This is a genomic window from Bremerella volcania (assembly GCF_007748115.1).
GTDB classification, from domain to species: Bacteria; Planctomycetota; Planctomycetia; order Pirellulales; family Pirellulaceae; genus Bremerella; species Bremerella volcania.
This window is the reverse complement of record NZ_CP036289.1, coordinates 4720258-4734542: the sequence shown is the minus strand read 5'-3', so window position 1 is coordinate 4734542 and position 14285 is coordinate 4720258. Positions and strand designations below refer to the sequence as shown.

At 53.2% G+C, this 14285-nt stretch carries 14 protein-coding genes; all 14 read right to left on the bottom strand.

Features of this window, described 5'->3' with window-relative positions; translation table 11 throughout:
• Positions 1 to 171: 171 nt before the first annotated feature.
• Entirely contained in the window at positions 172 to 1461 is a 1290-nt protein-coding gene (locus tag Pan97_RS18695; protein ID WP_144975209.1) for a glycoside hydrolase family protein, read from the bottom strand.
• A 63-nt stretch (positions 1462 to 1524) separates the two neighbouring features.
• Entirely contained in the window at positions 1525 to 2835 is a 1311-nt protein-coding gene (locus Pan97_RS18690) for a hypothetical protein (RefSeq protein ID WP_144975207.1), read from the bottom strand.
• Positions 2836 to 2913: 78 nt separating this feature from the next.
• Positions 2914 to 3351: a carboxypeptidase regulatory-like domain-containing protein gene (locus Pan97_RS18685; protein WP_144975206.1), complete on the bottom strand. Its 438-nt coding sequence runs from the start codon at positions 3349 to 3351 to the stop codon at positions 2914 to 2916.
• A 114-nt stretch (positions 3352 to 3465) separates the two neighbouring features.
• A complete protein-coding gene (locus Pan97_RS18680; RefSeq protein WP_144975204.1) occupies positions 3466 to 4458 on the bottom strand; it encodes a DUF1559 domain-containing protein in 993 nt (330 codons plus the stop codon).
• A gap of 77 nt (positions 4459 to 4535) precedes the next feature.
• Positions 4536 to 6059, bottom strand: a complete 1524-nt coding sequence (locus Pan97_RS18675) for a PA14 domain-containing protein (RefSeq protein ID WP_144975202.1) — start codon at positions 6057 to 6059, stop codon at positions 4536 to 4538.
• Position 6060: 1 nt separating this feature from the next.
• On the bottom strand, positions 6061 to 6597 hold the full coding sequence (locus Pan97_RS27190; protein ID WP_144975200.1) for a sigma-70 family RNA polymerase sigma factor: 537 nt from the start codon (positions 6595 to 6597) through the stop codon (positions 6061 to 6063).
• A 784-nt stretch (positions 6598 to 7381) separates the two neighbouring features.
• Positions 7382 to 8083, bottom strand: coding sequence for a family 16 glycoside hydrolase (locus Pan97_RS18665; protein ID WP_165698846.1), 702 nt, complete (start codon positions 8081 to 8083; stop codon positions 7382 to 7384).
• A gap of 308 nt (positions 8084 to 8391) precedes the next feature.
• On the bottom strand, positions 8392 to 8547 hold the full coding sequence (gene ccoS / locus Pan97_RS18660) for a cbb3-type cytochrome oxidase assembly protein CcoS (protein ID WP_144975196.1): 156 nt from the start codon (positions 8545 to 8547) through the stop codon (positions 8392 to 8394).
• A complete protein-coding gene (locus Pan97_RS18655) occupies positions 8544 to 11048 on the bottom strand; it encodes a heavy metal translocating P-type ATPase (protein WP_144975194.1) in 2505 nt (834 codons plus the stop codon). The genes ccoS and Pan97_RS18655 overlap by 4 nt, the downstream gene beginning before the upstream one ends.
• Complete coding sequence (locus Pan97_RS18650) at positions 11041 to 11826, bottom strand: sulfite exporter TauE/SafE family protein (protein WP_144975192.1); 786 nt, start codon at positions 11824 to 11826, stop codon at positions 11041 to 11043. The genes Pan97_RS18655 and Pan97_RS18650 overlap by 8 nt, the downstream gene beginning before the upstream one ends.
• Positions 11827 to 11828: 2 nt before the next feature.
• On the bottom strand, positions 11829 to 12074 hold the full coding sequence (locus Pan97_RS18645) for a FixH family protein (protein ID WP_144975190.1): 246 nt from the start codon (positions 12072 to 12074) through the stop codon (positions 11829 to 11831).
• Complete coding sequence (gene ccoG, locus Pan97_RS18640) at positions 12053 to 13435, bottom strand: cytochrome c oxidase accessory protein CcoG (RefSeq protein WP_144975188.1); 1383 nt, start codon at positions 13433 to 13435, stop codon at positions 12053 to 12055. Before ccoG ends, Pan97_RS18645 begins: the two co-directional genes overlap by 22 nt.
• Positions 13428 to 14114: a cbb3-type cytochrome c oxidase N-terminal domain-containing protein gene (locus tag Pan97_RS18635; protein WP_144975186.1), complete on the bottom strand. Its 687-nt coding sequence runs from the start codon at positions 14112 to 14114 to the stop codon at positions 13428 to 13430. Before Pan97_RS18635 ends, ccoG begins: the two co-directional genes overlap by 8 nt.
• Positions 14111 to 14284: a hypothetical protein gene (locus Pan97_RS26335; protein ID WP_165698845.1), complete on the bottom strand. Its 174-nt coding sequence runs from the start codon at positions 14282 to 14284 to the stop codon at positions 14111 to 14113. The genes Pan97_RS18635 and Pan97_RS26335 overlap by 4 nt, the downstream gene beginning before the upstream one ends.
• Position 14285: the final 1 nt, after the last annotated feature.

Here is a 14285-nt window from a genome sequence, read left to right as displayed (position 1 = left end):
AGTGAGAGCTACCAAACGGTTCCTGCATCAACAAGTCGAGTCGGTTACTTGCTTCGATTTGTCGCTTTCCCCCGGACTCTCTCGCTCTATGGTTTGAAACAGGCTCTAGGGCAAACAAACTGCAAGTACCAAAGAATTACCCATTCAGTTGAGACGTCGGAAAAAGAACTCCTAGTCGTCTGTAAATTGCACCATGGAAATCTGACCGAGACCTTCGTAACCTCCCCACCTTTCCGACTGATATGAATAAAAGAGGTAGCGCCGTGAATCATCGTCGATGAAAAGGTACGGGTCACCCAAGGAAATGGGGTCTGCAAAAGAAATTGGATCGCCCTCAGGCCTCTCTGACCTGACGGCCATAGTCACGTCACGTGGAGTGAGAACGACATCAAAGACGACGTTGCTCTGTTCATCACGGACAAGTTGCCATTTTTGGAAATCGTTTGACGATAGATCGTAGACAACGCGGTAGATCCCGTTGTACATGTCATCCGCTTCGTTACGTATGCCAAAGTACACTTCCAATTGATCATGGGAAATGAGTGATACTGCCACGCTGTCGGCCTCGCCTTGTTGAAGTCCAACACGAGAACCGGGTGATGGATTGTTGGGGTGAAGAGCAAATTCTGACGAAGCCAGGAATGTTGCGAGAGGGGAAATATAATTCTTCTCACTGTCAGCCAATTCGTCCTGCCATATTGGATCGGGGGTTGCATCAACATGCCATGACATCTGGGTTGGACGATTCGGATCGTAAGTCCACGGCCCTCTTTCATTTGGAGAACTGGCGAGCACCCCGCCGTTTGAGACGGAATACCATTTGCCGCGATGGCGAAAAGCCCGTTGCCGGCCTGGTCCAATCCACACATCCCTTCCTTCACGATCAGATCGAAAGGTCAATGGGCCATGTCCATCTTGGCCTCCACTTGTTTCGAAAGAGTTGAAGTTCAGTCCGTTTTTGCTCGTTGCCACGAGACCTTCTTTGATTTTTACGCGATCGCCACTCTGGTTGTCGACCACATGGGAGTTTCCTCGGAACAACATGACAATTTGACGAGCCTCTGAATCCACGCAGACATCAACGGACGCAACATCTGTTTTGCCATTGCGCAGTGGATCAGTGACCAGATCGAAGACACCTCGTCGTGCGTGACCGTTGTAAGTACCTCCCAACGTAAACTCATGCCATGGCCCTTGTATTGTCCTGGACCATTTCATGTAGACGCACTCGCGACGGTCAGCAACGAAATAGAGATAGTATTTTGCCTCCGGATCTGCGCGGTCATCAGGAGCGATCCAATTGGGAATGCGAATCACCGATGGAGAGCCGGTCTCCGGGCCTTTTCGAGCGATCACTCGTCCATCGTTTACCAGCTCGAATGAACGCGAGTCTCCCATCGAGATAGAAAAGGAAAACATCGTAGCCAAGAGCGCGAGCAACCGAAGATCAATTCGACTCATCTTCGTACCTTCCAAAATTCGCGAACGAAACAGCCCCCACGAAACGTCATAAAACCCTGAGCTCTATTGAACTTTCGGACGAGGTACGAGTCTTACCGCCGAGATTTGCCCTTCCCCTTCTTCACCACTGAACCTTTGCGATACGTAGGAGTAGAAGAGATACTTAGAGTTGTCTTGGTCTACGAAGATCCATGAATCACCTAAAGAAATGGGATCGACGGTATACATCGGTTTTGCGTTGGGGTGGTACCGTTCTACCTCGGCACGGATTTCTTCCGGGGTTAAGACAATATCGAAGATGACATTGCCACTCTTGTCGCGAGCCACGTCCCAATTTTCGAAGTCTGGATCGGCGATATCGTAGACAATTCGGTAGATCGCGTTAAAACGATCGTTCGGATCTTTTTTGACGTAAAAGAAGACTTCCAGTTGGCTGTCTGGTAGTACGCAACAACTTACATGATTAATCCGTTCGTTCTTGGATAGAATCCGCGACCCGGGGTGAGGATTGTTGTGATGTTCCGCGAATTCTCGGGAAGCAAGGAATGACGCCGCGGGGGAATAATACGCGCCTTGAAACTGTACGGCATCCTCGCGCCAAATTTGATCGGGTGTACTTTCGATTGTCCAGGCAACTCCAAACGGATCATTTGCATTGTGACGAAATGGGTATTGAGAACTTTTCGCTTTGGCAAGAATTGCTCGCTTGGAAACCGAGTACCAGTTGTTTCGATAGTGAAACGCGCGTTGATAAGCGGGACCAATCCATACATCGCGGGTAATCCCATCGACAGTTACCGTTTGCGGTCCGTAGCCCGCCTGCCCGCCCGACGTCACGGGATCGTGGAAATTGAGCCCATCGCGGCTGGTCGTTACAAAACTCTCGTGAACGCGGGGAACGTTGATTCCGCTCGTTGTTTTAGTCTGAGGCTGATTCTCCCCATGATAAAACATGATGAAGCGTTGGCTGGCGTCATCAACGTGAACATCCGGCATTGCGATGTGACCGAATTGTTCACGCGTTACGTCTGATCGGAAGTCAAATACTCCTCTACGGGTCCGGCCATTAAATCGCCCACCCAGGTTGTATTCTGCCCAGGGCCCCTCGATGGATGGCGCCCACTTCATGCGAATGTGATCCCCGTGATGCGTGCTGTAATACAAGTAATATCTGGCCGTAGGATCTGCCCGCTCCTCGGGGCCTAGCCAATCAGGAACTCGCACGACACATGGTCCACCAGTCTTTGGATTCTCTCTTGCAATGACGGCTCCACCGTTGAGCAATTCAAAGTCATAGGCGCGTTCCGAAGCAGTCGCCCGCGAGCAGGTTGCTTGATGCAGTAACAATTTGAGAAACACGATCGCCACAATCATTGGAAAGGTAAGTTTCATTGTTGAGAAACGCCCACAAAAGAGTACTGTCCTGAGATCAATGGTTCTTGTCCGTGCGTATTATTTGGAGACGAGATCGAATGGGATGTCGTTTGAGGCACCGCTTTCCACCACAGCCGACAGTTCCGAGTTTCGCCCGCGATAGCGTGACGGAACTTTTTCACTCGCCTCTCCACCTTCATCGTCTTCATCGCGTTCGGTGGAAATGACAACGGTATGCGGTCCGACTTTCGCGCCGTAAACGAGGTCGGCACCTTGCATATAAATCAGCCGGTATGCCCCGCTGTCGTCGGTAACCGCGTGGGAACGTCGTCCACCCATCTCGCCGCTGGGATGAAAAATTACCTTTGCCTGGGGAAGCGGAACTCCATCCATCGTGACCACGCCTGTTACTTCTTCAATCGGAGGACGGTCGCCAGTGGTTGAGTAGCAACCGGTCACGGCTAAGATGCAAATCGTAGAGAACGCCGATAGAAAGACATGTTTTCGCTGAGTCATGAATCTATCCTGGGGAGAGGGGCTTAAGAAAAGATGCAAATAGGGATGTCCTGTCTATTCGCGCGGCGCTAGTTGCGCCACGCGCTATTTCATTGGATCGCGGACTGGCAGAACCTATTGGCTTCCCAGTGGCTGGCCATCGGCAATGGCGATCATGTATTCAAAAATACTGTCCATTGGATCGTCGACGTTGCCCTCGGGAAAGTGGTCGATATTCTCTGACACGAATCGGACGGAACCATCAAACATACAGGCCATGACACCGCCTGGATGATTGCTGCTGGCCGTTGTTGCTGATCGCCCGCCCGCGTTGATGGGTGCCTCTGGTGAGAATCCCAAACATCGAACGCAACGCGTATCCTTGTCCGTACGACCGCAACCCACCCAATTCGCAGCATAGGCGGGACCTAACCCGTGATTTCCGGTGAATTCCCAAACCCGTTCGCTAATGGCGATGGTGTTAGTCGTTCCATCCAAGATGTCACGCATTTTGGTTTTGGAATATCCGTAGAAACCTCCTTTCTTCCGATCGGCAGGGCCCACATGCGTTAATCCTTGACTGTCTGCACTGCCCTTATGCGACTGGCAACTGCGAACTGCCGCGATATAGTTGGTCAAAGAAGTTTGCCCCAGATACGTGGTGCTGTCGTCCGGATGAAGGTCCGGGCCGGTATCCGAGGGACATCGATAGGTAGCAATGATCGTCTGAGACAACGAGTAGTAAGGCTCCGTTTGAACGCCGTTGCTACTTGGGCCGCCAGGAACGGAAACGACGCCCACCGCCAGGCCGTCGTGCAAGGAGTTTTGTTCCATAAAGGGTAGGATTTGGGCCGCCCAGCCCCAAGCCGGCGTGCCGCTACCCGGACTGCTCGACGGTTGTGGAATCCAGCCTGATGGGAAAGATCCATACGTATCATGGTAGTTATGCAACGCGAGCCCAATTTGTTTTTGGTGGTTGGTACATTGCATTCGACGTGCTGCTTCTCTTGCCTGTTGGACGGCTGGTAGCAGGAGGGCAATCAGTACCCCGATAATGGCGATGACGACCAGTAGCTCCACGAGTGTGAATCCATGGCGTTGGTGCGAAAAGTGTGGACGAATAAACATACTGGCTCCTAGTTGAAAAGAGTCGTGAGAAAGGAAGACCCCGGAAGGTCGCTCGAAGAATACCTCCGCCTGTTTCCCTATTCGAGAGGCGAGGAAATTCTCAAAGGAATGAAACTGGACGAGTCTCTACGTTTCCCGGAAGCAACTCCTAATTCGAGTCGTGCCCCGCGGTGCATGTCGTAGTAAACCAACTCGATGTGGTGCTTGCCTCTTGTGAGTGGAATCGAGCCGATGCTGATAGTTGGACTGTGAAAACCATCGTCGATAATGACGTCCTGTCCATCAATTCGCAGCCGGACACCATCGTCAGCGTTGGTAAGGAACGAATAAATCCACGTCTGGGAAATCTCGATCCAACCAGATGCATGAATCGCAAATCCGTCGTCTAGATCAACTTGGCCTCCCCGGTCTCCGGGAAAAGGGAGATCTTGTGAGAATAGATTCTCTGAATTCTTCGTATGCCCTCTTTCTTCAAAGTCGATTAGCGGTACTCTTTCGGTGAAAACATCCTCGCTCGCGATGAACTCTCCGTTCAATAAACGATCTGCCAAGCTCAGTTCGAGCAAGGCGACATTCTCATCAGGATCGACTTTAACGTAGCGAACGTTAAAACCTTCGGATGAGATCGCCGGCGTGGAAAACTCAGCATCCATCGGATTGAGATCTTGTAGGGAATCCTCGTCCAGAGAAGCGAACTTCTCTGGATACGTGCCATATTTGCCGTTGGGCATGATGCGAAATTCATTGCCCGCGTGGACATATTGCGCGGATGTGGATACGGTATCTTGAAGTCTGGGATACACCTCCACGGCCCCGTCGAGAACAGCCAGGTCTGACGTACCATCCGGCCAGACTTCCACAATAAATTCGGTTCCGATGTGAATGAGTTCTGCTGCCGGAGTCTCCACTTTCAAGCGAGCATGCTCGTCCTCAATACTCACCCTGACCTTTCCCGATGCGATAACCAGGGATTGATCGCTACTAACGTTGAAATGAGCGGGGCCAGAAGCAAAGATCCGTCCCCCCTCGAATAAATCAATGGAGACCTTACCCGAAACAAGTGTGAAATCGCCTGCGACAATGAAATTCCCCTGGGTAAGATTGGCCATTGTTGGTGACCACTGGGCATTGTGCGTAGCCGAAAGTATCCCCACAAATGAATTCTGGTTCGTGTTTTTCCTTCTGATCTCAGACGAGTGAATAACTCGCCGCTCGCCACTCCCGCTTTCTCCACTCCAGTAAACGAATGCGAAGAGAAAACAACTGGCTAGAGCCATGCTGGCAAGTGCCCAAACAGCCCCTCGATGCCAAGCCGTTTTTACGGCGGGTAAACTTGCCTTGTCGACGTCCAAGTTTGCCATGTCACAGGACTTTTCTCCTGAAACACGATGGGCTATCCCACCTGCCTTATCCATCTGAAATAGTTCAATCGCTTCCCACTGAAGCGTAGCATGGAGCGACATGTATTCAACGAAAAACGTCCTGGCTTCTGCGTCGTTTCGCAGTATCTCAGTGAGCAAAGCTTTCTCTTGCTCCGTAAGACAACCTTCCACAAGAACTTCCAATAGTCCTGCGAACTCGGGAGATGGATCGTAACTCATCTTAGGCAGTCTCTAGTTGATGTTGCCGTTTAATGCAGGCCAGAAGCCCACGTCGAATTCGATACAATGCTTGAGAAATCGAGGCTGCAGAACGTCCATTCTCCTTCGATAATTGCTCAATGCTTTGCGAAGATTCATATCGTTTCCGCAAAAGGTCAAGACTTGCCTTGGGAAGCCTTTCAAGACATTTACGGAGTTCATTCGTTCGAAAGTCGAGTTGCGACTGATTTCTGGCATCTACTGCCAGGTTGCCGAGTAACTCATCATCGAATGAGACTATTAAACGGTCTCGGGAAGCCCGCTTCCGATATGCGAGAACTTCGTAGTAGGCGATGCGACAAGCCCATGCTGAGAAATGAGATACGTGCGGAATTTCGCTACGCTTCCGCCAAAGCGTCAAATTGGTCTCCTGCAGCACCTCCTGAGCGTCGTCAGAATTGAGCACTAGGGAGAATATGTAGCCGTACAAAAGACGCTGACGCTGAGTGACAAGCGTGACAAACTTCTCTGATTCGGATTCCAAAGAATTCACAATCATTCCTAGGCCCGGGGACCAAAAATACAGGCAGCTAATAGTAAGCAGCCACTAACCCGGCAATCTAACAGAAAAAAATGCACTTTATTGTGAAATTATTGGCGTGGTGAGATGCCAGCGACGGCGTATCCAAAGACAAAAAAATCCGCCACTAATAAGTAAGACACCAACCAAAGTTGGCAGTAATGTTCGAGCAATTCCAAGAATGGAGTTTCTAAGAAATGCCATTTTCAGCGGGCGGAACTTAGGTGTTTTGATATGCAGACAGGCGGAAGTTCCGCCAACTCAGAAAGGTGCGCGCATCTTCGTCGCGAACAAAGATATCAATCGAAAAACCCCGTTAACCTTCAAGCCGCACGCTGGTAGTGTTTGAAAATCATACCTAGCCGCAATTTGAACGGAATGTCGGCCATGCTCGCGGTTGAGGCACCATCATCAATGACTTCAGTCTCAGGCTCGACGAGTCTCGACAGGCGCACGTTGCCAATTCCTGGATGCGGTCGCCCTTTGTGGTTTTAGTCGACTTTCGGCAAAAGGCTCGGTTCGCTCAGGGGTGGATCGAAAAGGACTCGGAATCGCCAAGTCTCGTCCCCGACATCAGATAACGTAAGATCGCAATCAGAGAACATTCACGAAGAGGGGCCTGGTGGGGAAACTTTTTCACAAATAAAGTGAATCAACGCCTCTGGGGCAAAAGTATCGGGACGGTCACCACCTTCGGCGACGGTCCCGTTTCTGCTTTCTCCGCCTAAGTTTTCAGGTGTTATCTTTGGGTATAGAGAACAACCTACTTGTTCGACTGGGCGACGATCTTTGCCTTGGTTGCCGACCAATCACTCTTGGGCTTTGCTTCCCAGATGCTCAAGTTTTTGAAGGAAGCAGACTCTCCCCCAACCGTTAGGCCAAAGTTGGTCTTGTCGACGTCGATTGCCTTGTGCGAACCATAGGCAACCAATTTACCATCCAGACGCGCCAGGAACTCAGGGCCATTGCATTCAACGACCAGCGTGTGCCACTGACCAGGAGCAATTTTCGTTCTGACAGTCTGAAGCAATTCGGCTTTGTCAGGCCCGGCATGGTCGTGATCATCCTTGCGGACAGAGAATCCCTTTTCATTCAGGAGCACGCGTGAGTTGTGCCCCTTGGCGTCGTTGATGCTCAAAGTCGTCCCTTTGGTGCCATCCAGCTTGAATGAGTACTGAACGACGAAGTTGCGAACCGGACGATTCACTCGAATGACCGCACCGTGCATGTCTTCCTTAAGCTCGGATCCCTGTGTCGCGCCGTCGACACTCTCCCACTTTCCCTTGGCGATTCGCCACGACTTGCCTGGCCCGGTCGCGAAGCTATCGTTCAGCAGAAGCTTGCCGCGTTCGCACATGAGAGTGTCTAGCGGGTCTGCCGACGAAGTCGAATCCTCCGCCATAGCCGTTAGTGCCAACAGAGCGGTACTCAACCCGAGAACAAATGTGAGCGATCGAAACATCATGGTTTTCCAGTCGAACATGTGGGAATTGAAGAGGTCGGATTCACTTCGATCAAACTACTCTGTCGCAAGGTCAGGCTCAATAGTTGGGCGATCATTTCATTGATGAAGCCCCTCGACTTTTTCGAAACGCTTCCCGATCGTGGCGACCGGATATCTGACATCAGAGCGGATAAGCCGATGCGGACCGATTCCATGTTATGGATGGCTTCGCAGTCGAAGCCGATTACCGCTGCCGCGCCTCGATCGAACGACTTGGCATTAGGTAGTTGGAATCGAACGAAAATGTCGAATTGACTTTTGGCATTTGCTTAGCGCTTCGGTTTGACTTTGTCGTCTTCCAGAATGCGAACCGCTGGCGTTTCCAGGTCATCGAGTTGACCCTCTCGGACCGACCATACAAAACCGATAACTGCCAGTGTAGCCAGCAAAAGTGCGATCGGCAGGGCGATGTAGATGACGCTCATGGCTTTGACTGAGGGGGGATGCTTGTATTTCTGAATGCCGTGTTCGAAGCGGCAACCGCCAGTACCGAAAGGGAGCTGATCGGCATCAAGATCGCGGCGACGATCGGATTGATCATGCCAGACATTGCCAGCACGACGGCAAACGCATTGTAACAGAGTGAAATGGCAAACGTGGTGTGAATGGTCCTCAGAGTCTGCTGGGAACCTCTGATGGCATCCAGGATGGGTTGAACGCCGTCGCGGGTCAGATAGACGTTGGCCGCTTTCAAACTGGCCTCCGCTCCTCCCTGGACCGCGACCCCAACGGAAGCCGCTGCCAGGGCCGCGCTGTCGTTCACTCCATCGCCAACCATCACCACGGTTTGCGATGTCGCCGAGTTCTGCACGACTTCCAACTTCTCTTCAGGCGTCAGGTTTCCCTGTACGTTCTTCTGCTCGATTCCAATTTCCTGTCCCACGTGCGAAGCCACATCTTGATGGTCGCCAGAAAGAATCCCCACATCCCAGCCCAGTCGCGTAAGTTCGGCAATCGTGGCTTTCGCGTCCGCTCGGATTTGATCCCCCAACGCAGCCACCGCGATGACTTCCCCGTTTCGTACGACTAAAACGGTCGTCAACCCGCGGTGATTGAAGTCTTGAATCACTGTGTGAAGGTCTACGGTGATGCGTGTGGATTTGTCTTCGAGCAGCTTCTCGGACCCGATTTGAATGAGTTGACCATTCACCAAGGCTTGAATCCCGATGCCTGGGATCACGAGGAAGTTGCTCAGAGCGGATTGTGGTAAACGGTCTTGCTCTGCAACTTTCATGTTGGCGATCAAGGCCGCGGCAATCGGGTGCACCGTTTGACGTTCCAGCAGGTCGACGGCCGGTTGAACGTCGCGATCTCCCACGAAATCGATGAGCCGCATCCGCCCTTCGGTTAGCGTTCCGGTCTTGTCGAGCCAGATCCTGCCTGGCCTTGCCAGAGATTCAAAGACTTCTCCGGACTTGACCAATATTCCTCGTGCGGCGGCTCTCCCCTGGGCGAATGCGACGGAAAAAGGAGTCGCCAGGCCCAATGCACATGGACAAGCTACGATCAGCAGAGCCATCGCATGGTTGATCGCGATTTCCATGCCGGAGGACATCCAAATGGCCACCGTGATCGCGGCAAGAACCAGCACGATGGCGACGAAGTAGTTCCCGATTCGATTGGCCAGTTGAACGATGGGCGTTCGGGTGCGAATTTCTTCCTCGACGAGTTCGCAGATCTTGCCAATCCGAGTATCGGTTCCGACGAGCGTCGTTTCGATGACGATCGAACTGCTGATATTCGTACTGCCGCTGTAGACTCGGTCTCCCTGCCTGGCTTCGACTCCACATGATTCGCCGGTGAGTATCGAAAGATCAATCAAGGTAGATCCACATACGAGTTTGCCATCCACCGGGATCACATCCCCTGCTCGAACGTGGATCCAATCGCCTGGCCGGATCGCTTCGATGGGAACCGATTCCAGACCGGCATCCGGGTCGGGGTGAACCAGTCGCGTTACCGCGCGAGGAAGCATTGCGTGGAGCAGTGACACTTGTCGAATCGCGCGCCGCTGCTGTCCATATTGAATGTGCCGACCAACCAGGAGCAGAAACACCAGAACGGTGAGCGAGTCGAAATAGATTTCACCCCGCTGAAGGATCGTGTTGGCGAGACCCATGCCTGCGCCGGCAGATAATCCTAATGCGACCGGCAAGTCCATGTGCGAAGTGCGCGTGCGAATTGCCTGCCAGGCCCCACGAAAGAAAACCGAGCCAGGCCAGGCCAGGCTGACCGCGGCCAGGCCGGCGATTGTCCAGCGAAACAAGTGCAGGAACTCGTCGCTCATTCCGGTGAACCAACCGAAATAGAGGGCGATGGCAACCAGCATTGTATTTCCGGCGCAGGCACCCGCGATCGCCAGGCGAATGAGTTGCCGATGCGACTCGACTTGCTCGAGCTTCTCGCGTTCTTCTGCCAGGGGAGGGAAGGGCGGGTATCCGAGTCGATCCAGGGTTTCGGCGATTTTCGATAGTCGCGTTGAAGCGGTAATCCACTCGACGGTAACCGTCATCGCGGTCAGGTTCATCCGCGTGGTGAGGACGCCTGGAAGGAATTCAGGAAGCTTCTCGATCACGAACAGGCAGCTGGCACAATGAACGCCGCCGAGAAGCAGTTTCGTACGCGAGATTCCTGACGCAGTCTCGTGAACGTACTTCTCCATGTAGGCGGGATGATCGAGGTGCTCGTAACTTTGGGCAGCCGTTTGCCTTTTCGCTGCGATTCTCGCTTGCTCGAGAAACTCGGGATCGAGCCCATCGAACTCCTGCAGAATCCGAAAAGCCGCCTCGCAACCATGACAGCAGAATTGCTCTTCGCTATCTTCATGGGCCAACTGCGAAGGCACCGGCTGACCACAGTGCGTACACTCTGTTTCAATCTTCGGCGATCGAGTTGTGCGGGACTGGACGATCATTTCGCTACTCACACGCCGTCTCGCAGTGGCAGCAGGGAAGGGGAGTCGTGTTGACCGTTTGGATCGCTTCCGTCGTCGTCTGCGATTGCGATAGATTGACCTCTAGCGTATCGAAGACAGCCTGGGCACGAACCGACAGCGTGAATACGCCACTGACGATCAGCAGCACGGCGGTCGCCACGGGCAGCCATTTTTTCCAAGGCTGGGACAGCTTCTGGATACCGAAGACGAATACCGAAAGGAGCGGTATCGTTCCCAGCCAGAAGATGAGCATGACGAAGAGGCCGGACCAAGGGCTAGAGGTCCCCAATGCGATCAAGACAAACGCATAGAGCCAACCGCATGGAAGCCACGCGGTGATGCCGCCGATGGCTAATGCTTTAGTGTTTCCTGATAGGCGCCCGGTCCAGCGAAAGGCCTTTTGGACCAGGCTACCGATCTTCTCCGGGAGTGCAAAGTGAAGCGATCCCAGGCGAGAGAAACGCAGGATTGCGAACAGTCCATAGGCAATCATGATCGAGCCGGTAATCCATGCCGCGAGTCGCTGCAGCCCCATCGCGCTACCGCCAAGGTCGACCAGGGATCCCGCGCTGCCTGCGATGATGCCCAACAGCAGGTAAGTAAGCAGCCGCCCCAGGTGGTAGTTTCCGACCGCCAGCGACCGTCTGGCGAAACTCGACGTGTTGGACTGGCCAGCCAGGATGGCGAAAGGCCCGCACATGCCAACGCAGTGTCCACTGCCGGCGAGGCTCGCGGTAAGAATGATCAGGCCGATCGAAACTGCTTCCATGATTACTCGGGGTTGCTGAGGTTCGGTTGAACCGGCGACGTATCTTGGTAATGCACGGCCTTCTGATAGTAGTCCGGGACGACATTGGTCGCTTCCGATTGCACGGCCAAGATGGCTGCGACCACGCACATCACGATCTGCATCAGAAGCAGGCCGATAACGACGCTCCCCCATAGCCATTTGGCATTCACTTCCGCAATGGCCGTTTCAACCGATTGCGGTGCTTCTACGGTCCGAATATTTGGCATTCGATCCTCCTTACATCGCTGGACTGGGTGCTTTCAATTTCAATCGTGGCGCGAATCTTGCCCCCTTGGAAGTCAGGGCGATTGGCAATCACGACGATCGGAACCGTTTGCGTCGCTTTCGGATCGAGCGTCACTTGCTCGGCAATTTCCAATTGCAGCGTGTCGGGCTGGATGGTGATATTTAACTCATCCGCCGTTTCCAGTCGGTTCACTAGTTTCAATTGCAGCGCGTTCTCGACATGTCCATCCTGGGCGATCGAGAAGGGAATCCCCACGCCACGGATCAGCGTGACGTCGAATGATTTCTTATTGGCGAACGTGACGACCATCAGGGTAATCACGATGGCCAGCAGGGTTGGATAGACGATGACGCGGGGGCGAAGGAACTTTTGTTTCCCACCTTCGATCGCGTCCTGGCTGGAATATCGAATCAGCCCGGTTGGCTTGTCGATCTTGGTCATGATCTCGTCGCACGCATCGATACACTGCGTGCAGTGAACGCATTCCATCTGCAGCCCGTCGCGGATATCGATGCCGGTGGGGCATGTTCGCACGCAAAGACCGCAATCGATGCAGTCTCCCTGCTGGTTCGAGACGATCGGCAGTTCGTGCTTCCGCTTTCCGCGAGGTTCTCCGCGGATCGTATCGTAGGCGACGATCAGTGAGTTGCGGTCGAGCAGGACTGACTGAAAACGCCCGTAGGGGCAAGCAATCAGGCAAAGCTGTTCGCGAAAAAAGACAAAGTCGAACATCATCAACCCAGTGGTCAGGCCCATCACCAGGAATGGTCCGGGATGCTCGAAGGGGGACTGCGTAACCCAATGGCTAAGGCGTTCGACTCCGACAAAGTAAGCCAGAAATGTGTGAGCCAGTCCCATCGAAAGGAGGAGGTACACCGCATACATGGCGACGCGGCGATATCCGGGGACTTTGCTGCTGGGAACACCGCCGCGGCCACTGGTGCCCAGGAAAAACCGTTCGATCGGTCGATAGACGAACTCGAGGTATACCGTTTGAGGGCACGCCCAACCGCACCAGACTCGCCCAAAAAGTGCCGTCAGCAGGAAGATGGTTAAAAAGACGCTAATCATCAACAGCGCGAGCAGCAGGGTATCGGTCGGCAGAAAAGTGTAGCCGAAGATCGTGAACTCGCGCTGCGTGATATCAAGCAGGATGCTTGGTTTTCCGTTGATGTAGATATGCGGCAAGCCCACAAAAATCGCGATCAACAGGAAACCGACGATGCGACGAATGTACCAGTAGTGTCCGCGTGAAAGACGCGGAAAGAGCCAGCGACGTGAACCGTCTGATTCAAGCGTCGAAAGCACATGCTCGTCCGGAGTTAAAAACTCGTCACTCATTGTTTTCCGCCGGTTTGGTCGTTGAATCGGCAGGTTTGTCTTCGGCAGCTGGGGCCGACGTCAGGTCGGAAATCTCATGAATCTCTCCCGGGATCGGCTTTAGCCCCTCACCTGGCGGAACGGAGCCCTGAAGCGAGAGAAGATACGATGACAACAAAACCACTTCATTCGGATGCAATTTGGTTTGCCAGGCAGGCATCGCGTTGCCTGCGGCCCCGTTGTTGATCACCTTGGCAATGTCTTCAACTTGCTTGACGTTCTTCCATTTATCGTCGGTCAAGTTAGGCCCGACACGGCCTTCCGCTTTTGTTCCGTGGCACGACGTACAATTGGTTTGGAAGACGGCCTGACCGACCTTGAGCCATTTCGGATCGTCGGCGAACTTCAAAATGGTTTCGCGGTCAGGTTGCAAGTCGCCAATTTCGGCAAACTGTAGCCGCAAGTTGGCCGCGAATGCGCGATCGTAGGCCGCGATGATCGAACGATCCGGCGTAATGCCGTTTTCGTAATAGACCCAGTATCCAATCGAATACAGAATCGACAGCAAGAACAGCATCTTCCACCAACCAGGCATCGGGTTGTCGAATTCCTGGATGCCATCGTACGAGTGGTCGGTGAGTGGATCGTTCGGAATCGCCCCATCGTCGACAGGCGGCTTGGTCTCTGTGTTGGTGCTCATGTATTTCTCCGCTGGCCGTCCGTAAGGGGAATGTCTGCTTGAGAATCGATCGTCTTTTTGTCGGTCAACAGCGTGCGGATCGTGACTGCCAGAAAGACGGAGAAGAAAAGAACCAACGCCGTCGAAGCAATCCAGCCGTACTCCACACTGTTGAGTAGTTCGCGAATCATG

Excerpts from the sequence above, each read along its gene's own strand:
- Pan97_RS18695 (WP_144975209.1), bottom strand. The coding sequence starts at position 1,461 with ATGAGTCGAATTGATCTTCGGTTGCTCGCGCTCTTGGCTACGATGTTT.
- Pan97_RS18690 (WP_144975207.1), bottom strand. The coding sequence starts at position 2,835 with ATGATTGTGGCGATCGTGTTTCTCAAATTGTTACTGCATCAAGCAACC.
- Pan97_RS18685 (WP_144975206.1), bottom strand. The coding sequence starts at position 3,351 with ATGACTCAGCGAAAACATGTCTTTCTATCGGCGTTCTCTACGATTTGC.
- Pan97_RS18680 (WP_144975204.1), bottom strand. The coding sequence starts at position 4,458 with ATGTTTATTCGTCCACACTTTTCGCACCAACGCCATGGATTCACACTC.
- Pan97_RS18675 (WP_144975202.1), bottom strand. The coding sequence starts at position 6,059 with ATGAGTTACGATCCATCTCCCGAGTTCGCAGGACTATTGGAAGTTCTT.
- Pan97_RS27190 (WP_144975200.1), bottom strand. The coding sequence starts at position 6,597 with ATGATTGTGAATTCTTTGGAATCCGAATCAGAGAAGTTTGTCACGCTT.
- Pan97_RS18665 (WP_165698846.1), bottom strand. The coding sequence starts at position 8,083 with ATGATGTTTCGATCGCTCACATTTGTTCTCGGGTTGAGTACCGCTCTG.
- ccoS (WP_144975196.1), bottom strand. The coding sequence starts at position 8,547 with ATGAGCGTCATCTACATCGCCCTGCCGATCGCACTTTTGCTGGCTACA.
- Pan97_RS18650 (WP_144975192.1), bottom strand. The coding sequence starts at position 11,826 with ATGGAAGCAGTTTCGATCGGCCTGATCATTCTTACCGCGAGCCTCGCC.
- Pan97_RS18645 (WP_144975190.1), bottom strand. The coding sequence starts at position 12,074 with ATGCCAAATATTCGGACCGTAGAAGCACCGCAATCGGTTGAAACGGCC.
- ccoG (WP_144975188.1), bottom strand. The coding sequence starts at position 13,435 with ATGAGTGACGAGTTTTTAACTCCGGACGAGCATGTGCTTTCGACGCTT.
- Pan97_RS18635 (WP_144975186.1), bottom strand. The coding sequence starts at position 14,114 with ATGAGCACCAACACAGAGACCAAGCCGCCTGTCGACGATGGGGCGATT.
- Pan97_RS26335 (WP_165698845.1), bottom strand. The coding sequence starts at position 14,284 with ATGATTCGCGAACTACTCAACAGTGTGGAGTACGGCTGGATTGCTTCG.